At 71.9% G+C, this 18577-nt stretch carries 18 protein-coding genes; 16 read left to right on the top strand and 2 right to left on the bottom strand.

Annotation, left to right across the window (positions count from 1 at the left end; genetic code table 11):
• Window positions 1-67: 67 nt before the first annotated feature.
• From metG to HQQ79_RS14195, 5 genes are all read left to right on the top strand, one after another.
• Window positions 68-1636 (top strand): methionine--tRNA ligase, encoded by a 1569-nt coding sequence (gene metG, locus HQQ79_RS14215; protein WP_173035077.1) that lies wholly within the window; start codon window positions 68-70, stop codon window positions 1634-1636.
• The gene (locus tag HQQ79_RS14210; protein ID WP_173035076.1) at window positions 1633-2565 is read left to right on the top strand and encodes a TatD family hydrolase; all 933 of its coding nucleotides are present in this window, start codon (window positions 1633-1635) and stop codon (window positions 2563-2565) included. Before metG ends, HQQ79_RS14210 begins: the two co-directional genes overlap by 4 nt.
• A 2-nt stretch (window positions 2566-2567) precedes the next feature.
• Window positions 2568-3419, top strand: coding sequence for a 16S rRNA (adenine(1518)-N(6)/adenine(1519)-N(6))-dimethyltransferase RsmA (gene rsmA, locus HQQ79_RS14205; protein ID WP_111087865.1), 852 nt, complete (start codon window positions 2568-2570; stop codon window positions 3417-3419).
• A gap of 367 nt (window positions 3420-3786) precedes the next feature.
• Window positions 3787-4320, top strand: a complete 534-nt coding sequence (locus tag HQQ79_RS14200) for a type II toxin-antitoxin system VapC family toxin (protein WP_173035074.1) — start codon at window positions 3787-3789, stop codon at window positions 4318-4320.
• A gap of 37 nt (window positions 4321-4357) precedes the next feature.
• Window positions 4358-4897: a hypothetical protein gene (locus tag HQQ79_RS14195; RefSeq protein WP_173035072.1), complete on the top strand. Its 540-nt coding sequence runs from the start codon at window positions 4358-4360 to the stop codon at window positions 4895-4897.
• A 56-nt stretch (window positions 4898-4953) separates the two neighbouring features.
• On the opposite strand, the gene HQQ79_RS14190 is transcribed toward HQQ79_RS14195, so the two are convergent.
• Window positions 4954-5700, bottom strand: a complete 747-nt coding sequence (locus HQQ79_RS14190) for an SDR family oxidoreductase (protein ID WP_367948104.1) — start codon at window positions 5698-5700, stop codon at window positions 4954-4956.
• A 95-nt stretch (window positions 5701-5795) separates the two neighbouring features.
• Here HQQ79_RS14190 and HQQ79_RS14185 point away from each other — a divergent pair, with 95 nt between their 5' ends.
• From HQQ79_RS14185 to HQQ79_RS14165, 5 genes are all read left to right on the top strand, one after another.
• Complete coding sequence (locus HQQ79_RS14185; protein WP_071246969.1) at window positions 5796-6638, top strand: helix-turn-helix transcriptional regulator; 843 nt, start codon at window positions 5796-5798, stop codon at window positions 6636-6638.
• A gap of 200 nt (window positions 6639-6838) precedes the next feature.
• Window positions 6839-7837, top strand: a complete 999-nt coding sequence (locus tag HQQ79_RS14180; RefSeq protein ID WP_173035070.1) for an alpha-L-glutamate ligase — start codon at window positions 6839-6841, stop codon at window positions 7835-7837.
• Between the two features lie 147 nt (window positions 7838-7984).
• Window positions 7985-9025 (top strand): LLM class flavin-dependent oxidoreductase, encoded by a 1041-nt coding sequence (locus HQQ79_RS14175; protein WP_111058280.1) that lies wholly within the window; start codon window positions 7985-7987, stop codon window positions 9023-9025.
• Entirely contained in the window at window positions 9025-10344 is a 1320-nt protein-coding gene (locus tag HQQ79_RS14170) for an O-acetylhomoserine aminocarboxypropyltransferase/cysteine synthase family protein (RefSeq protein ID WP_173035069.1), read from the top strand. Before HQQ79_RS14175 ends, HQQ79_RS14170 begins: the two co-directional genes overlap by 1 nt.
• Window positions 10345-10353: 9 nt before the next feature.
• The gene (locus HQQ79_RS14165; protein WP_027466065.1) at window positions 10354-11286 is read left to right on the top strand and encodes a 4-(cytidine 5'-diphospho)-2-C-methyl-D-erythritol kinase; all 933 of its coding nucleotides are present in this window, start codon (window positions 10354-10356) and stop codon (window positions 11284-11286) included.
• Between the two features lie 84 nt (window positions 11287-11370).
• Here the strand turns inward: HQQ79_RS14165 and HQQ79_RS14160 are convergent, their stop codons facing one another.
• Window positions 11371-13023: a glycosyltransferase family 39 protein gene (locus tag HQQ79_RS14160; protein ID WP_173035066.1), complete on the bottom strand. Its 1653-nt coding sequence runs from the start codon at window positions 13021-13023 to the stop codon at window positions 11371-11373.
• A gap of 95 nt (window positions 13024-13118) precedes the next feature.
• Between HQQ79_RS14160 and HQQ79_RS14155 the strand changes: the two genes are divergently transcribed.
• Genes HQQ79_RS14155 through HQQ79_RS14130 form a run of 6 tightly spaced genes read left to right on the top strand, consistent with a single transcriptional unit; the run spans window position 13119 to window position 18413 of the window.
• The gene (locus tag HQQ79_RS14155; protein ID WP_173035064.1) at window positions 13119-14177 is read left to right on the top strand and encodes a ThiF family adenylyltransferase; all 1059 of its coding nucleotides are present in this window, start codon (window positions 13119-13121) and stop codon (window positions 14175-14177) included.
• A 59-nt stretch (window positions 14178-14236) separates the two neighbouring features.
• Window positions 14237-14653 (top strand): molybdopterin-binding protein, encoded by a 417-nt coding sequence (locus HQQ79_RS14150; protein ID WP_173035062.1) that lies wholly within the window; start codon window positions 14237-14239, stop codon window positions 14651-14653.
• Window positions 14650-15459 (top strand): molybdate ABC transporter substrate-binding protein, encoded by an 810-nt coding sequence (gene modA, locus HQQ79_RS14145; RefSeq protein ID WP_173035060.1) that lies wholly within the window; start codon window positions 14650-14652, stop codon window positions 15457-15459. Before HQQ79_RS14150 ends, modA begins: the two co-directional genes overlap by 4 nt.
• A gap of 3 nt (window positions 15460-15462) precedes the next feature.
• Window positions 15463-16263 carry an ABC transporter permease gene (locus HQQ79_RS14140; RefSeq protein WP_071246956.1) on the top strand — a complete coding sequence of 267 codons (801 nt, stop codon included), beginning with the start codon at window positions 15463-15465 and terminating at the stop codon, window positions 16261-16263.
• Complete coding sequence (locus HQQ79_RS14135; RefSeq protein ID WP_173035059.1) at window positions 16260-17300, top strand: ABC transporter ATP-binding protein; 1041 nt, start codon at window positions 16260-16262, stop codon at window positions 17298-17300. Before HQQ79_RS14140 ends, HQQ79_RS14135 begins: the two co-directional genes overlap by 4 nt.
• A 12-nt stretch (window positions 17301-17312) precedes the next feature.
• Window positions 17313-18413 carry a calcium:proton antiporter gene (locus HQQ79_RS14130; RefSeq protein WP_017888287.1) on the top strand — a complete coding sequence of 367 codons (1101 nt, stop codon included), beginning with the start codon at window positions 17313-17315 and terminating at the stop codon, window positions 18411-18413.
• Window positions 18414-18577: the final 164 nt, after the last annotated feature.

The following is an 18577-nucleotide window of genomic DNA, read 5'->3' as shown; positions in this document are numbered from 1 at the left end:
ACCCGGTTCTCCACAGTCCACCGCCGCACGCGTCATCGGGGTTCCGTGCGCCCGTAGGATGGTCCGCATGTCCGCCGGGTCCTCGTTCAGCATCACCACGCCGATCTTCTACGTGAACGACGTGCCCCACATCGGGCACGCCTACACCGAGGTCGCCGCGGACTTCCTCGCCCGCTGGCACCGGCAGCGCGGTGACGACACCTGGCTGCTCACCGGCACCGACGAGCACGGGCAGAAGATCCTGCGCACCGCCTCGGCGAACGACGTCTCGCCCAAGGAATGGGCCGACCGGCTGGTCAACGACGCCTGGAAGCCACTGCTCGACACGGTCGACGTCGCGAACGACGACTTCATCCGCACCACCGACGAACGCCACGAGCGCGGCGTGACGGCGTTCCTGCAGAAGCTCTACGACGACGGCTTCATCTACGCCGGCGAGTTCGAGGGCTTCTACTGCGTGGGCTGCGAGGAGTACAAGCAGCCGAGCGACCTGGTCGCCGGCACCGGTGCGTACGAGGGCCAGCAGGTCTGCGCGATCCACTCGATCCCGGTCGAGGTGCTGGCCGAGCGCAACTACTTCTTCCGGATGTCCGACTTCGAGCAGCGCCTGCTCGACCTGTACGAGTCGAACCCGCTGTTCATCCAGCCCGAGAGCGTCCGCAACGAGATCATCTCGTTCGTCAAGCAGGGACTCCGCGACCTGTCGATCTCGCGTTCCAGCTTCGACTGGGGCATCAAGATCCCGTGGGACAGCGACCACGTGCTGTACGTGTGGTTCGACGCCCTGCTCAACTACGTCACGGCGCTCGGCTACGGCACCGACGACGACGAGGCGTTCCGGCGCCTCTGGCCGAGCGTGCACATCGTCGGCAAGGACATCGCCCGCTTCCACGCCGTCATCTGGCCGGCGATGCTCATGGCCGCCGGGCTGCCGGTGCCGGAGCGCGTCTTCGGCCACGGCTGGCTGCTCGTCGGCGGCGAGAAGATGTCCAAGTCGAAGCTGACCGGCATCGCGCCGTCGGAGATCACCGACACGTTCGGGTCCGACGCCTTCCGCTACTACTTCCTGCGCGCCATCACCTTCGGGCAGGACGGCAACTTCAGCTGGGAAGACATCTCGGCGCGCTACAAGGCCGAGCTCGCGAACGGCTACGGCAACCTGGCGTCACGCCTGGTCGCCATGCTGCAGAAGTACTGCGACGGCGAGGTCCCGGAGCGCGGCGCGCTCACCGAGTCCGACCAGGCGATCGACGCCCTGGCCGTCTCGGTCACCGAGCGTGCCGACGCCGCCATCGCGGCCTTCGCCCCGCACGAGGCGATCGCCATCGTGTGGGAGCTCGTCGATGCCCTGAACGGGTACATCACCGAGCAGGCGCCGTGGGCCCTGGCGAAGGACGACGCCAACCGCGAGCGCCTCGGCACGGTCCTGACCACCGCGCTCCGCGGCCTCGGCACCGTCACCGTCCTGCTGTCCCCGGTCATGCCGAAGGCGACCGAGAAGCTCTGGGCCTCGATCGGCGCCGGCGGGTCCGTCACCGAGCAGCGGGTCGACCGCGCGTCCGAGTGGCAGGGAGCGTCGCACGTGGTGCCGCTCGAGAGCGGGCTGTTCCCCCGGATCGAGCAGGTCTCCGCGTGACCGACGCCGAGTCGCACGTCCGGTCCCGCGGGGACGGGGGGTCCGGTGGCTCGAAGCGCGACCTGACGTACCCGCCGCTGCCGCAGGCGCTCGTCGTGCCGGTGTACGACAACCACACCCACATGGAGATCGCCGACGGTGTCGGCGACGGGGGTGACGGTCCGCTCGAGTACCGCGAGCACCTCGACCGTGCTTCGAGCGTCGGCGTGCGCGGTGTCGTGCAGGTCGGCACGGACCTCGCCACCTCGGAGTGGTCCGCGTCGATCGCCGCTCGGGAGCCCCGGGTCCTGGCAGCCGTCGCGCTGCACCCGAACGAAGCGCCCGTGCTGCAGGAACAGGGGATGCTCGACGAGCACCTCGCCGGCATCGAACGGCTCGCCGCGCTGCCGCGGGTCCGGGCGATCGGTGAGACCGGTCTCGACTTCTTCCGCACCGGCGAGGACGGCCGCGACGCCCAGGTCCGTTCGTTCGAGGAGCACATCCGCATCGCGAAGGAGCACGACCTCGCGCTGACGATCCACGACCGTGACGCGCACGACGCCGTGGTCGAGGTCCTCGACCGCGTCGGCGCGCCGGAGCGGACCGTCTTCCACTGCTTCTCCGGGGGCCCCGACCTCGCCCGGCTCTGCGCCGAGCGCGGCTGGTACATGTCGTTCGCCGGCACCGTGACGTTCAAGAACGCCGCACTGCTGCGTGAAGCCCTGGTCGTCGCCCCGCGGCACCTGATCATGATCGAGACGGACGCGCCGTTCCTGACGCCCACCCCGTTCCGTGGTCGCCCGAACGCGCCGTACCTCATCCCGCTCACCCTGCGGTCGATGGCGGAGACGCTCGGCACGGACGCCTCGATGCTCGCGGCCCAGATCGCCTCGAACACCGAGCTCGTCTACGGTGCGTGGGACGCCGAGCCCGTGACGGTGGACGAGTAGTCGTGGGTGCCCTGCTCGGCCCGGCGGAGATCCGGGAGCTCGCGGCCGAACTCGACGTCACCCCGACGAAGAAGCTCGGCCAGAACTTTGTGCACGACGCCAACACCGTGCGGCGGATCGTGTCGGTTGCCGGCGTGACCCCGTCGGCACGGGTGCTCGAGATCGGCCCGGGGCTCGGGTCGTTGACGCTCGGGCTCACCGAGACCGGCGCGCCCGTCACCGCGGTCGAGATCGACAAGCGCCTGGCCGCCAAGCTCCCGTCGACGGTGTCGTCGATGCAGCCGGACGCCAGACTGACGGTCGTGCAGCAGGACGCCATGACCGTCGCCGCCACGGACCTCGACGTCGAACCGACGCACCTCGTCGCGAACCTGCCCTACAACATCTCCGTGCCCGTGCTGCTGCACCTGCTCGCGACCTTCCCGTCGATCGAGCGGTCGCTCGTGATGGTGCAGGCCGAGGTCGGGTACCGGCTCGCCGCGGGCCCCGGCAGCAAGGTCTACGGGTCGCCGAGCGTCAAGGCCGCCTGGTACGGCTCGTGGAGCACCGCCGGGTTGGTCAGCCGTCAGGTCTTCTGGCCGGTGCCGAACGTCGACAGCGTCTTGGTGGCGTTCGACCGGCACGAGCCCCCGGGGGACGAGCTCCTGCGATCGCGGGTGTTCACGCTCGTTGATGCGGCGTTCCAGCAGCGACGCAAGATGCTGCGGCAGAGCCTGTCCGGGGTGCTCGGCGGCAGTGCGCACGCGTCCGAGGTCCTGACGGCGGCGGGCATCGACCCGACCGCTCGGGGCGAGGCGATCGGTGTGGACGACTTCGTGCGGCTCGGGCGGACGGTCCTGGCGGCTGCGGAGTAGTCCTCCTCGCGCCTGGCTCCAGCGAAATACGGAATGTTTCGTGAAGTCCATTCGATGCTCCTACGGTTGATCGCATCGACCGAGGGGACACCATGCAGCCGACCGAACCACGCCGACCGATCCGCCGCGGCCCGACCGAGGAACAGCTCACAGCGGGTCGTCGGCGCGCCCTGCTCAGCGCGGATCCTGGTCGGCCGCCGGGGCCGAGGATCTTCACCGACGCCGAGCGGCAAGCGCTGTTCGCTCGGACGCCGCGACCTGAAGGCACGTTCGAAGAACGCCGCGAGCGCCGACGGCGTGCGATCGAGTCGATCGATCCGGACTGCCGAGCCGAACCCATCGCGCGCATCCGCCAGGCACGCTGATCGTGTTCGAGCGACTCAGATCCGGTGAGTTCGACGAGCATCGGGTACTGGAGTTCGACGGATGCACCAGCAGGCCGGATGTCGTGCTCGTCGAGACGAGTTTCATCGACTGCGTGCTGCACCGTGCGGAGCCGCAGCACGTCGGGGCGTCAGCGTTCTGGGATCACCTCGACCTGGCCGACACGCGGATCCTGTACAGCGCGTTCACCGAGTTCGAGCTCTTCGAATCTGCCCGCCACAAGGGACTGCAGGCTGCACGTCGCCATGTGGCCGCATGGCGAGACCTGCTGCGGTCGACGCAACTGCACTGGGTCGGGATCGATGACGTCAGCGATGGAGTCCCAGGGCTGATCGAGGAGTTCGGCCTGACAGCCTCGGGTGCCGTGCACGTCGCCACCGCCATCTCGTCGAAGGTGGACGGTTTCGTGACGGTCGATCCTGCGTTCGGCGTCGTGGACAAGGAGCGTCTCCCGCTGATCATCGACGCGAAGGGTGCGGAGCTGGCGCGTCGCCTGCGGGCCGGCTCCCGACAGTGAGCGGCGCTGGCGGGGTCCCGCAGCCTACGATGACGGCATGGCCGACGGAACGGTTCGCTCGCATGCACAGGGGATGGCGCCGGACCGCGTCCTTGCTGCGACGGGCAAGAAGCCCGACGAGTGGCATGCCCTGATCGACCGAGCCGACGGAGCCACCATCGGACACGCGGCGATCGCGTCCTGGTTGATCGGTCAGGGCGTCGAGCCGTGGTGGGCGCAGGGCATCACCATCGGGTACGAACAGGCCCGCGGGCTCCGCATCCCCGGTCAGCGCACGGACGGCACCTTCGCGGTGTCCGCCTCACGGCAGGTCCCGGGTGAACGAGAGGCCGTGCTCGATCGGATCGTCCCGGTGTTCACGGCGGCACTCGGATCCACGCCGACGTCCGAGCGACGCGGCGGCAGGCGCCCCTCGGCCCGCTGGACCTTCGCTGACCGCGAATCCGTGCTGCTCAACACCGAGGACGGTCCGAAGCCGGACACCGTCCGCATCTCGGTGCAGCGGGAACGGCTCGCCGGCCCCGAGCGGATGCCCGACGCGAAGGCCGAACTGCAGCAGCTCCTCGCCACCCTCTGACGCCGCGACAGGGCAACGTGCCCCTCGCACCGTGCGAACGCCGGCCGTCGCCCGACTCAGTGCTCGCGGGACGCCATCATCTCGAGGATCTGCTGGTGGTTGCCGTTCCGCTCGGCGAAGCGCAGCGGGTGCACGTTCTGCACCAGGATCTCCGGGGCAGCGCCGGACTCGATGAGCGCCATGACCTCGTCGGCGAACGCGTCGAGCGGCATCCCGCCGAAGTCGGCGCCGCCCATCAGGTCGGTCATGACGGCCGGCGGGGCGAGCTCCAGCACCTCGAGCGACGACCCGACGAGCTGCTGACGGAGGGCCTGCGTGTAGGCGTGCACACCGGCCTTCGTCGCGCTGTACGTCGGCGACGCGGTGAGCGGGACGAACGCGAGACCGGACGTGACGGTCATCAGGGTGGCCGAGGGCTGGGCGAGCAGGTGCGGCAGGAACGCGTCGATGAGCCGGATCGTGCCGACCAGGTTCGTCTGGACGAGTTCGACGGCGTCGTGGATGTGCCCGGGGTCGCGGAGGTCCTCGTCGCGCATGATCCCCGACATGGTGATGAGGGCATCGAGCGACGGGTAGGCCTCGAGCACCGAGGTGGCAGCGGCCTCGATCGACGGCGCGTCGGCGACGTCGATCTGCACGGTGCCGAAGCCGTGCTCGGCGGCGAGGGAGTCGAGGAGGGCCTGGCGACGGCCGCCGATGACGACGGTGCTGCCGGCGGCCTGCAGGCGCTGGGCGAGCGCGAGACCGATGCCCGAGGTCGCGCCGGGGATGAAGACGGTGGAGTTCGTGATGTCTATGACCACCACGATGCTCCGTGGGCAGGGTCGCAACCAGAGCGCGGTCATCGGGGGATCGGCGATCCCTGGCACCCGGGCCGGAAGCGGACGATGATCGACCCATGGACCGTGCCGCGCTCGCCGACTTCCTCCGCCGTCGCCGTGAGCTGCTGCGCCCCGAGGACGTCGGTCTCGGGCAGGGGCCACGACGCCGGACCCCGGGGCTCCGCCGCGAAGAGGTCGCTGCCCTCGCCGGCATGTCCGTCGACTACTACACGCGACTCGAGCAGCAACGCGGACCGCAGCCGTCCGAGCAGATGATCGCCGCGATCGCCCGGGCCCTGCGCTGCAGCCTCGACGAGCGCGACCACCTGTTCCACCTGGCCGGGCAGAACGCCCCGACCCGGATGCACCGCGCCGACCACGTCGATCCGGCGATCCTGCGGGTGCTCGACCGGCTCGAGGACACCCCGGCGATCGTCGTCAGCCACCTGGGCGAGACCCTGGTCGAGAACCGGCTCGCGGCGGCGCTCCTCAGCAGCTCGGTCGACCTGCCGGGCAACCGGCGGTACCAGGCGTGGCGGTGGTTCGTGACGGGTGAGGAGCTCGCGAAGTACGCGCCCGAGCAGCACGAGCGGCTGGGGCGGGTGGTGGTCGCGTCGCTCCGGGCGGCCGTCGGGCTCGCGGGCCCGGGAGATCGCCGGGCGACCGAACTCATCGCCGAGCTGCAGACGCGCAGCGCCGAGTTCCGCGACCTCTGGGCCAAGCACGAGGTGGCCACGCGCTGGTCGGACAACAAGACGATCGTGCAGCCGGAGCTCGGCCGCATCACCGTGGACTGCCAGGTGCTGCACACCGACGACCAGGCGCAGGCACTGCTGCTGTTCACGGCGCCCCCAGGTTCGGAAGACGCGCAGAAGCTCGAGCTCCTCGGCGTCGTCGGACAGCAGACCTTCGCCGGCTGAAGACCTCGCACGGTGCGAGGTCGACCACCGCCGGTACCGAACGGTGCGAGGTTCCGTACGCCGTGCGACGGCGAGCAGGTCGCACCGAGTACGGAACCTCGCACCGAGCGACCAGGACCCCCTGCGACCCGCCCCCACCGAGAAGCAACGCCACGTCACACACTTGGGCGCGTGCGGTATACCGTGCCTAGGGTGGGGGCGTGAGCACTCCGCGCGTGTACGTCATCCACGAGAACCCCGAGTGGTTCCCCCCGCTCGCCGCCGCCTTCGAGGCCGAGGGCGTCCCGGTCGAGGAGATCCTGCTGACCGAGGGGCAGATCGACCTCGCGGCCGAGCCGGCACCCGGCGTCTACTGGAGCCGCATGTCCGCGAGTTCCCACACCCGCGGCCACGAGCACAGCAAGGAGTACACCCGGGCGATCCTCGGCTGGCTCGAGCGTGCCGGCCGCCAGGTCGTCGGCGGCAGCCACGTGCTCGAGCTCGAGGTGTCGAAGGTCGCGCAGCACGGTCTCCTGCAGCAGGCCGGGTTCGACGTGCCGCGCACGACCGCCGTGTTCGGCACGACGGCGCTCAAGGACGCCGCCCGCACCTTCACCGACGGGCAGGACGTCCCCTTCATCACCAAGCACAACCAGGGCGGCAAGGGCCTGGGCGTGCGGCGGTTCGACTCGCTCGCCGAGTTCGACGCCTACGTCGACAGCCCCGAGTTCGAGGCCCCGGTCGACGGCATCACCATGCTGCAGGAGTACCTGACGGCCCGCGAGCCCTTCATCACCCGCGTCGAGTTCGTCGGCGGCGAGTTCGTGTACGCCGTCCGCGTCGACACCAGCGCCGGCAGCTTCGAGCTCTGCCCCGCCGACGCGTGCGAGGTGCCGCAGGTCATCGCCGGCGCCGTCTGCGACGTCCCCGGCACCGAGACCGTCGGTGCACCCCCGGCGTTCGCCGTCCGGACCGAGATCACCGCCGAGCACCCGCTGGTCCAGCAGCTCCGCACGTTCCTCGCCGACCAGCGCATCACCATCGCGGGCGTCGAGTTCATGGAGACGACGGACGGCCGCACCGTCGTCTACGACATCAACACGAACACGAACTACAACCCCGCGGTCGAGGAGTCCGCGCCGGCCTCCGGCCCGCGCTCCATCGCGAAGTACCTCGGTGGTCTGCTGGAGACGCAGTACGCGGCCCAGCTCACGGCCTGAGAACGCAACAACCACCGGACTGGAGGCCCGTGGCGGGCCCGCCACGACTGCCTCCGCTGGCTCCGGCAGCGCGACCCGCACAACGCTTCGCGTCGTCAACCAGCGGCTCCCGCCCGTCCGCCTTTCCCACACCCCCAAGGAACCAACGTGCGATTCGGATACTGGACCCCGCTCTTCGGCGGCTGGCTGCGCAACGTCGACAACGAGAACATGCCGGTCACCTTCGACTACGTGAAGCGCCTGGCGCAGCGCGCCGAGCGGATCGGCTTCGACCTGACGCTCGTGCCGGAGCTCAACCTCAACGACATCAAGGGCACGGCGGCGCCCTCGCTCGAGGCGTGGTCGCTCGCGGCGGCCATCGCGGCGACGACCGAGCGCCTGGAGATCATGGCGGCGATGCGTCCCGGGTACCACCTGCCCGCGGTGACGGCGAAGCAGGCGGCGACGATCGACGACATCTCGTGCGGCCGGTTCACCTTCAACGTCGTGAGCGCCTGGTGGGCGGAAGAGGCGAAGCAGTACGGCGGGATCTTCTCGGAGCACGACGACCGGTACAAGCGCACCGCGGAGTTCGTCGAGGTCATGAAGGGCCTGTGGCGCGAGACCCCGTACTCGTTCTCGGGCGAGTACTACGACATCGAGAACGCGCACCTCGAGCCGAAGCCCCGCGTGACGCCGCGCATCTACGCCGGTGGGGAGAGCGAGGCCGGCAAGGCCGCCATCACCGGGTACGCCGACGCCTACGTCACGCACGGCGGCACGGCCCCGGAGCTCCGCGCGAAGATCGACGAGATGAAGCAGCGCCGCATCGACGCCGGCCTGCCGCCGTTCGAGGCGTTCGGCATGGCCGCGTACGTCATCGTGCGCGAGACCGAGGAAGAGGCGCAGGCCGAGCTCGCCCGGATCACCGACGTGCAGCACGGCAAGGCGTACGAGTCGTACCAGGACTTCATCTCGAAGTCGCAGCTCGAGCACGTGCCCTCGCTCGAGGACTACTCGGTGTCGAACCGCGGCCTGCGCCCCGGTTTCGTGGGGACGCCGTCGCAGGTGGCGGACCGCATCCGGGAGTTCGAGGACGCCGGCGTCGACACGCTCCTGCTGCAGTTCTCGCCGCAGCTCGAGGAGATGGACCGGTTCGGCGAGCAGGTCATCCCGCTCGTCCGGCAGTCGGTCGGGGCGCAGTCCTGATGGGGGCCACGCCGACCAACGCCGAGGACGGCTGGGCGTTCGAGACCCGCCAGATCCGCGCCGGCTTCAAGGCCGACCCGGGCTGGGGCGCGAACGTGCCGCCGATCGCGCAGAGCGCCGCGTACGTCTACCCGTCGGGCGAGGACGCCGCCGCGCGCTTCATGCTCGACGCCCCCGGCCACACCTACACGCGGGTGAACAACCCGTCGGCGGCAGCCCTCGAGCGCCGGATCGCCGACCTCGAGGGCGGGATCGGTGCGCTGGCGCTGGCGTCCGGGCAGGCGGCGACGTCGCTGGCCGTGCTCGGTGTCGCACGCGCCGGTGACCACGTGGTGTCGAGCGCCTCGCTGTACGGCGCGACCTACACGCTGTTCGCCTCGACCCTGCGGGACCTCGGCATCACCTTCACGTTCGTGCAGGACCCGACCGACCTGTCCGAGTGGGCGGCGGCGGTGCGTCCGGAGACGAAGGCGTTCTTCGGTGAGTCCATCCCGAACCCCCGCGGGGACGTCCTGGACTTCGCCGGGGTGGCCGGGGTCGCGCACGAGGCCGGTGTGCCGCTCATCGTCGACAACACCATCGCGACGCCGTACCTGGTCCGCCCGATCGAGCACGGCGCCGACATCGTCGTGCACTCGGCGACGAAGTACCTGGCCGGACACGGCAGCGCCATCGCCGGGCTCATCGTCGACAGCGGGAACTTCGACTGGGCGGCCCACGCCGACGCCTACCCGCAGCTGGCCACGACCGAGCAGTCCGGGTTCGCGAACACGAACTTCGCCGAGAAGTTCGGGCGACGGGCGTTCATCCAGCGCACCCGCTCGAAGCTGTCCGCCGACCTCGGGCCCGCGATCGCACCGTTCAACGCGTTCCTGGTGCTCCAGGGCATCCAGACGCTGTCGCTCCGCATGGACCGGCACGTGTCGAACGCCGCCACCGTGGCGAGCTGGCTCGACGCCCACGACCAGGTCGAGCACGTGCACTACGCCGGCCTGCCGGACTCGCCGTGGCACCACCTGCAGCAGCGCTACGTGCCGAAGGGACCGTCGGCCGTGCTGTCGTTCGACCTGGCCGGCGGGGTCGCCGCGGGCCGACGGTTCGTGGCTGCGCTCGAGCTGTTCGACCACGTCTCGAACCTCGGGGACGTCCGATCGCTCGTCGTGCACCCGGCATCGACCACCCACGTGCAGATGACCTCCGCCGAGCGGGCAGCCGCCGGGGTGGGGGACGGACTCATCCGCCTGTCGATCGGCCTCGAGCACATCGACGACATCACCGCGGACCTGGCGCGGGGGTTCACGGCAGCCGCAGCGGGATAGGTTGGGCACATGACCACGTTGGCCGCACCGACCCGGGTGCGGACGCGCGCCCCCGGCAAGATCAACGTGTTCCTGTCCGTCGGGGCGCTGCAGGACGACGGCTACCACGACGTCGCCACGGCGTACCAGGCGGTGTCCCTGTACGAGGACGTCACCGCCGAGGCCGCCGACGACTTCTCGGTCACCTTCACGGGGCCGATCGACACGAGCACCGTGCCGGTCGACGAGTCGAACCTCGCCATCCGTGCGGCCCGGCTCGTGGCCGACGCGGCCGGACACCGCGGTGGGGTGCGGCTGACCATCGACAAGCAGGTGCCCGTCGCCGGCGGCATGGGCGGTGGGTCCGCGGACGCCGCGGCGACCCTGCTCGCCGTCGACACGCTCTGGGGCACCGCGCTCGGTCGCGAGGAGCTGCTCCGGCTCGCCGCGCAGCTCGGCGCCGACGTGCCGTTCGCCTTCGCCGGCGGCACCGCCGTGGGCACCGGCCGCGGTGACGAGCTGAGCCCCGCGCTGGCCAAGGGTGAGTTCCACTGGGTCCTCGCCCTGAGCGACGACGGGCTGAGCACCCCCGCCGTCTACCGTGCGCTCGACGAGCACCGGGAGCGCTACCGAGCCGACATCTCCCCGGCGCCGTCGCACCCCGTGGTCGAGGCCAACGTGCTGCAGGCGCTGCGCGCGGGTGACCCCGACCTGCTCGCCGACTGCGTCCACAACGACCTGCAGGCACCGGCCATGCGGCTGCAGCCCCGGCTCGCGGCGACCCTGGAGCTCGGTGAGAAGTCCGGTGCCCTGGCCGGCCTGGTGTCCGGCAGCGGACCGACGGTGGCGTTCCTGGTGGGCGACCGTGATGCGGCGCTCGAACTGCAGGTCGAGCTCAGCGCCGCCGGCCTCGTCGCACTCCGGGCCACCGGTCCGGTGCACGGCGCACGCGTGGTGCACTGACCCGAAGCCCCGGCACAGCCGTCGGCGGCTGGACCGCCACCGTCAGCGACTGGACCGCCACCGTCGGCGGCCGGACCGCCACCGTCAGCGGCTGTACTTCCAGAGGATGACCGTCCCGGTGTGCCAGTAGCGCACGACGTGGAAGCCCTCGGCCACCAGCGTCTCGGTGACCTGCGGGCGGATGTTCCGCGACTTGCCGCCGACGAACCACACGGTGTCGATGCCGGAGATCCGCTCGGGCACCGTCGTGGCCACGTCGCCGTTGACGTTCCAGAGCTGTCCGCGTTGGGCCCCGGTCTCGGCGACGGCGAGGTCGCGCATCCCGGTGAAGGCTTCGGGGTAGGAATCGGCGATGACCTGCGCGGTGGTGCCGGGGTGCCGCCAGACGCTGCCGAACACGACGCCCTCGTTCCGGTCGGTGCGCCGGTCCCGCTCGCGCTCGATGATCGCTGCGGCGTTCGCCCAGTGCGAGTCCTGCTTGGCGTGGGGCAGCCGGACGATCGTGCTCGTCGGGGCCGACACGAGCAGCATCCCGACGACCGCGAGCGCGAGCCACCGCCGGGGTCGGATCGCCGTGATCGCCAGGCCGATGAGCAGTGCGACGAACGGCAGGCTCAGGCTGGCGTACTTCGGGGTGTACAGGTGCTCCCCGGCCGTGGTCGCGCCGACGAGCAGGGCGGTGGGCAGGATCATCAGGGGGACGGCGACGCGGACGGCCTGCATCCGCAGCAGGTCGCGGGCGGCCGGGGCAGGGCGTCGGGCGGCACGCACGGCGAGCACGACCCCGACGATCATCAGGACCCACCCGAGCACCGCGTACGGCCAGACGGCACCGAACCACGCGGTCGCGACGACCTGGCGCACGGTGGCCCACCCGACGCCGGTGATCCAGCCGACCTGCTTGGCCTGCCCGGCGGCGAGCACGATGAACGGCGACACCACGAGTGCGGCGCCCACGGCGGCGACGCCCCAGCGCACGAACGCGGCTCGGTCGACGATCGGCGCGGCCACCGGACCGCTGCGCTCGGAGAGCACGGCGTCGCGCCGCGCGGCGCGGTCGGCGACGGCGGTCCAGAGGAGCACGACCCCGTGCGCGACGACGGCCAGGGCCAGGTAGACGTTGAACAGCACGGCGACCACGGCGAGCATGCCGTAGACGACCCACCACCGGGTCGCGTGGTGCCGGATCCGGGTGCGGCGGACCGCGGTGATCCCCACGAGGGTCAGCGCGACGGCGAAGGTCGTGACGGTGGCGTACGGGCGCCCCTCGGTGCCGGCCCAGGCGACGCGGGGCAGGACCAGGAACACGATCCCGGAGACGACGCCGAGCCGCACGCCGCCGAGACGACGGCCGAGGGCGACGACGAGCCCGGCGGACACCCCGATGGCGAGGGCACTCGGGAACCGCAGCGTGAACGGCGAGTACCCGACGAGCGTGAACCAGACGTGCATCACGGCGTAGTACAGCCCGTGGACGGCGTCGACGTTCTGCAGTTCGGCCCACAGCGCCGGCCAGCTCCGCTGGGCACTCGCGACGGTCGCGGCCTCGTCGTACCAGAGCGACGGCACCCAGCTGAAGGCCGCTGCGACGACGACGCCGAGCGCACCGACGGTGATCTCGGGGGTCCGGGCGAGGGCCCGGACGGCCGCCGCGGCGAGACCCAGCGAGCGCGCGCGCACCGACCCGTCCGACGTCGTGCGTCGGACCGGGACGGTACCGGTGCGGGGGGAACTCACGCCCGCGACCGTACCGATCTGCTCTGGGGATCCGCCGCGTCCAGGCACTGAACTCTCACATGCAGGAGTTCGGTGCGACGGGCCAGAATGACGGGATGGAACCCCTCGTCGCCCCCGCCGCCGCGCTCTCCCCGGGGCGGGTGCAGCTCGGTTCGCGGACCGCCGCGCTCGCCGAGGTCGGGGTCACCGGGCTGCGACGCCTGGCCACATCGCGCATCCTCGTCGTCGGGGCCGGCGGGCTCGGGGCGCCGGTGGTCGCGTACCTCGCCGGGATCGGTCGGCTCACCGTGGTCGATCCCGACGTGGTCGACGGCTCGAACCTGGCCAGGCAGACGCTCTTCACGGCCGCGGACGTCGGCTCGCCGAAGGCACGGGTCGCGGTCGCCCGAGCCGTCGCCGTCGACCCCGAACTCGACGCGGTCGCCGTGGTCGCGTCGTTCACGCCGGACCTGGTCGCCGGACACGACGTCGTCGTCGACGCCGCCGACTCGGTCGTGGTCACCCGGGCCGTCTCGGACGCCTGCGCCGCGGCCGGCGTGCCGTTCGTGTGGGGCACCGTGCTCGGCCACGACGGGCAGGTCAGCGTCTTCCGCGACGCCGGGTCCGACGGCGTCGACTTCCACGACCTGCACCCCGACGCCCTGCCCGACGAGGGCTCGTGCGCCCTCGACGGCGTCGTCCCCGCACTCTGCGGCGCGGTCGGTGCGGTGATGGCGGGACAGGTCTTCGCGATGGTCACCGGCACGGGCGACCCGCTGCTCGGACGCGTCCTGACCGTCGACGCCCGCCGGTGGCGCTGGACCGAGAGCCCCGTCCGTCGGGGGCCCGCCTCGCGTCGACCGGCACCTGCTGCCGGTGCCTCCGCGGCGCCGCGCATCGCGCCGTCCGCCCTGGCCGCCAGGGTGGCGGACCCGTCGGACCCGCTGGTCGTCGTCGACGTCCGGACCGACGAGGAACGCGCGGCCGGCGTGGTCGCCGGTGCCGTCACCGACGACACCGGCGCTGACGAGGTCGTCGTCTACTGCGCACGCGGACCCCGTGCGGACGCGTGGGCGGCGCGGCAGCCGGCCGGGAGGCGCGTGGCGGTCCTCGACGGCGGCTTCGAGGCCTGGCGTCGCGAGGGCCTGCCCGTGGCGATCGAGCACCGGTCCTGACCCGGCCCGGTCGCCCCCACCGCCCCTGCCGCCGCATCCGCGGATAGGATCGGTGGATCATGACGCAACTGCGGGTACGGGACGCTGCGGCCTTCCTCGGGATCAGTGACGACACCGTTCGTCGGCTCGTCGACGGGGGCACCTTCACCCGTGCCACGGACGACGCGGGGCGAGCCGTGGTCGACGGTCGCGAGGTCGCCGCCTTCGCGCGGGAACGCAGCTCCGAGCTGACCGACCCGGCGTCCGCGGTGAAGAGCTCGGCGCGCAACCGCTTCGTCGGGATCGTCACCGACCTGGTCGTCGACACCGTGATGGCGCAGGTCGAACTGCAGTGCGGCCCGCACCGCGTGGTGTCCCTGATGAGTGCCGAGGCCGTCCGCGACCTGGGGCTCGAGGTCGGGTCCGTCGCGGTGGCGTCCGTCAAGGCCACGATGGTCGCCGTCGAGGCACCCGCCCACCAGGAGGACCCCCGATGACCCGTCGTTCCCGCTCGTTGCTCGTACCCCTCGCCGTCGTGGCGACGCTCGGCCTGTCGGCGTGCTCCACCGCCGACGCTCCCGCGGGGTCCTCGTCGCCGTCACCGTCGTCGAGCGCGGACGCCGACGTGTCGGGTTCGATCACCGTCTTCGCCGCCGCGTCCCTGCAGCAGACCTTCACGACGCTGGGCAAGCAGTACGAGACCGCGCACCCCGGCACCTCGATCCGGTTCTCGTTCGCCGGCTCCAGCGACCTCGTCACCCAGATGCAGAACGGCGCCCCCGCCGACGTGTTCGCCGCAGCGGACCAGGCGAACATGACGAAGCTGACCTCGGGTGACCTGGTGACCGGGACGCCGCGGGCCTTCGCCACGAACACACTCGAGATCGCGGTCGCACCGGGCAACCCGCGGGGCATCGGCGGCCTCGACGACCTGACGGCTCCGGGTGTCCAGCTCGTCACGTGCGCCGCCCCGGTGCCGTGCGGTGCCGCGACGGCGAAGGTCGAGTCCGCATCGGGCATCGACCTCGAGCCGGTCAGCGAGGAGCAGTCCGTCACCGACGTGCTCGGCAAGGTCGAGTCCGGTCAGGCCGATGCCGGACTCGTCTACGTGACGGACGTCCGAGGGGCCGGCGGCAAGGTGGACGGGGTCCCGTTCGACGAGTCGAGCAAGGCCGTCAACACGTACCCGATCGGCGTGCTCCGGGAATCCCAGGACCCGGAGCTCGCGCAGGCGTTCTCGGAGTACGTCCGCTCCGCCGCCGGGCGGCGCGTGCTCTCCGACGCGGGCTTCGGGAAGCCCTGACCCGTGGCTCCGCGCGCTGACGGACGGCCGCCGGTCGCGTGGTGGCTCCCGCTGCCCGCGGTGCTCGGCGGGCTGTTCGTCGTCGTGCCGGTGCTCGCGATGCTCGGCCGGGTCGACTGGTCGTCGTTCGTCGGGCTCGTGACCTCCACCGCGTCACTGACCGCGCTCGGGCTCAGCCTCGGCACGGCGCTCGCGGCCACGGGCGTCGCGTTCGTCCTCGGGTACCCGCTCGCCGTGCTGTTCGCGCGGTCGCGGTCGCGGTGGGTCGGCGTCGCCCGGGCCGTCGTGCTCCTGCCACTCGTGCTGCCGCCGGTGGTCGGTGGTCTCGCCCTGCTCGCGGCCTTCGGTCGGCTCGGGGTGGTCGGGGCGTTCCTCGACGACCACGGCCTGCACATCGCGTTCACCACGACCGCGGTGGTCATCGCGCAGACCTTCGTCGCGATGCCGTTCCTGGTGTCCTCGGTCGAGGGGGCGCTCCGCGTCGAGGGTGACCGGTACGAGCGGGTCGCCGCGACCCTGGGCGCCGGGCCGACCCGGACGTTCCTGACCGTCACGACGCCGCGGGTCCTGCCGGGGATCGTGTCCGGGCTCGTGCTCTGCTTCGCCCGGGCGCTCGGCGAGTTCGGGGCCACCCTGACCTTCGCCGGCAGCCTGCAGGGGGTCACGCGGACCCTGCCGCTCGAGGTCTACCTGCAGCGCGAGGTCGACCCGGACACCGCGGTGGCGCTGGCGGTCGTGCTCGTCGTGGTGGCCGTCGTCGTCATCGGGGCCTCGTCGTTCCGGACCCGCGGAGCCCTGGCATGACGGCCGAGGGTGCGATGGGAGTCCGGGCGCACGTCGTCGTCGAGCCGCGGGACGTCGACGTCGCGATCGAGGTCCGGGCGGGGGAGTGCCTGGCGGTCATCGGGCCGAACGGCGCGGGCAAGTCGACGGTGCTCGAGGCCCTGGCCGGGCTGCTGCCGATCGACGCCGGCCGGATCGAACTCGACGGGGTCCGTGCCTCGAGTCCACGGCACACCCTGCCCGCGCACCGTCGTCGGACGGGACTCGTCGCGCAGCGGCCCGATCTGTTCCCGTTCCTCGACGTCGTCGGGAACGTCGCCTTCGGGCCCCGAGCCGCCGGAGCCGGTCGCGCCGCGGCCCGGCAGCTCGCCCGCGATGCGCTCGACGCCGTCGGGGTCGCCGACCTGGCCACCCGCGACCCCGGGACACTCTCCGGCGGACAGGCACAGCGCGTCGCGATCGCCCGGGCGCTCGCCACCGACCCGGCGGTGCTGCTGCTCGACGAACCGACCTCGGCGCTCGACGTCGGCGCGCAGGACGAGGTCCGCGCGGCACTCCGGACCGCCGTCGCAGGCCGGCCCGCGGTGCTCGTCACCCACGACCCGGTCGAGGTCGTCGCCCTGGCCGACCGCGTCGTCGTGCTCGAGGGCGGCCGGGTGGTCGAGCAGGGCACCCCCGCGGCCGTGCTCGGTCGTCCGACGAGTGCGTTCGCCGCGACGTTCTCCGGACTCGCGCTGGTGCGCGGGACCGCCACCGGGGGTGGGATCGCGATCGACGGCGGGGGTGAGCTGGCGTCCGGGACGCACGCCGTGCCTCCCGGCCGGCCCGCCCTGGCTGCCTTCCACCCGACGGCCGCCATGCTGACGCGGGACGGTGCCGGAGCCACGCGCACCGTCTCGTCGCTCGAGCCGCGCGACGGACTGGTGCGGGTACGGGCCGGTGACCTGGTGGCGGACCTGACGCTCGCGCGGCTGACCGCGCTCGGGATCGCCCCCGGCGACGCGGTGCGCATCGACGTCCCCGCAGCCGAGGTGGCGGTCTACGCGCCCCGCGGTTGAGACAATGGTCGGATGACCTCCTGGTTCCCCAAGGTGTGGCCCGTGGCCACGCCGATCCTGGCGGCCGTCGTGCTCGCGTTCTCGTACGGCCGCTACGGGCTCGGCACCGCCGTGGTGGTCGTCGTCGCCGTCGTGCTCGCCGTCACGGTCCTGGCTGCCGTCCACCACGCCGAGGTCGTCGCACACCGGGTCGGGGAACCCTTCGGCTCGCTCGTACTGGCCGTCGCCGTGACGATCATCGAGGTCGCGCTCATCATCTCGCTGTCGAGCTCCGGCGGTGCGCAGGCCGAGACCCTGGCGCGCGACACCGTGTTCTCGGCGGTGATGATCACGATGAACGGGCTGGTCGGCCTCGCGATCCTGATCGGGACCCTGCGGCACAACACCGTGCGCTTCAACCAGGAGGGCGCGAGCGCCGCGACCATGACGGTGGCCGCGCTCGCCGTGCTGACCCTGGTGCTGCCGACGTTCACCACCGGCACCGACGACGCGTCCTTCACGGGGACGCAGCTGGTGTTCGTCGCGATCGCGTCACTGGTGCTCTACGGACTGTTCGTCGTCACGCAGACCGTGGCGCACCGCGACTTCTTCCTGCCGGTCAACCGTGCCGGCGGGGTGCTCGTCGAGTCCGAGGACGCCCACGCCGCCCGCCCGTCGGGACGCACCACGATGGTGTCGCTCGGGCTGCTCGTCGTCGCGCTCGTCGCCGTGGTCGGGCTCGCCAAGGTGGAGTCGCCCGCGATCGAGGCCGGGGTCGCCGCCGTCGGGTTCCCGCCGTCGTTCGTCGGTGTCGTGATCGCGCTGCTCATCCTGCTGCCGGAGGGCATCGCCGCGTCGAAGGCCGCCGCACGGAACCGGATCCAGACGAGCCTGAACCTGGCGATGGGGTCCGCGATGGCGTCGATCGGTCTGACGATCCCCTCGATCGCGGTCGCCTCGCTGTTCATGCCGGGGACGCTGCTGCTCGGACTCGGGCCGTCGCAGATCGTGTTGCTCGCGCTGACGATCGTCGCGGCGGTGCTCACCGTGCTGCCCGGTCGTGCCACGCGGCTGCAGGGTGGGGTGCACCTGGTGATCTTCGCCGCGTTCATCGTGCTGTCCGTCTCGCCGTAGGCGGGGGCGGGGCGGGGTCGGGCGGGTCGTTCCGGGCGTACCTGGTCGAATCGGGCGTACCTGGTCGGAAGTTCGCACCAGGTACGCCCGGAAACGCCAGGTATCGCGGGTGTTCTGGGAAGGAACGGGCGTACCGCTCAGCCGCCGAACTCAGCCGCCGAACT

The sequence above is a fragment of the Curtobacterium sp. VKM Ac-2852 genome, assembly GCF_013205045.1.
Classification (GTDB): domain Bacteria; phylum Actinomycetota; class Actinomycetes; order Actinomycetales; family Microbacteriaceae; genus Curtobacterium; species Curtobacterium flaccumfaciens.
Note: the sequence above shows the minus strand (reverse complement) of the source record. Positions and strands in the feature narration are given on the sequence as shown.

Coding starts and splice junctions, on each gene's coding strand:
- HQQ79_RS14165 (WP_027466065.1), top strand. CDS start 10,354: ATGACCACGTTGGCCGCACCGACCCGGGTGCGGACGCGCGCCCCCGGC.
- HQQ79_RS14150 (WP_173035062.1), top strand. CDS start 14,237: ATGACGCAACTGCGGGTACGGGACGCTGCGGCCTTCCTCGGGATCAGT.
- HQQ79_RS14155 (WP_173035064.1), top strand. CDS start 13,119: ATGGAACCCCTCGTCGCCCCCGCCGCCGCGCTCTCCCCGGGGCGGGTG.
- modA (WP_173035060.1), top strand. CDS start 14,650: ATGACCCGTCGTTCCCGCTCGTTGCTCGTACCCCTCGCCGTCGTGGCG.
- HQQ79_RS14170 (WP_173035069.1), top strand. CDS start 9,025: ATGGGGGCCACGCCGACCAACGCCGAGGACGGCTGGGCGTTCGAGACC.
- HQQ79_RS14185 (WP_071246969.1), top strand. CDS start 5,796: ATGGACCGTGCCGCGCTCGCCGACTTCCTCCGCCGTCGCCGTGAGCTG.
- HQQ79_RS14195 (WP_173035072.1), top strand. CDS start 4,358: ATGGCCGACGGAACGGTTCGCTCGCATGCACAGGGGATGGCGCCGGAC.
- HQQ79_RS14130 (WP_017888287.1), top strand. CDS start 17,313: ATGACCTCCTGGTTCCCCAAGGTGTGGCCCGTGGCCACGCCGATCCTG.
- metG (WP_173035077.1), top strand. CDS start 68: ATGTCCGCCGGGTCCTCGTTCAGCATCACCACGCCGATCTTCTACGTG.
- HQQ79_RS14135 (WP_173035059.1), top strand. CDS start 16,260: ATGACGGCCGAGGGTGCGATGGGAGTCCGGGCGCACGTCGTCGTCGAG.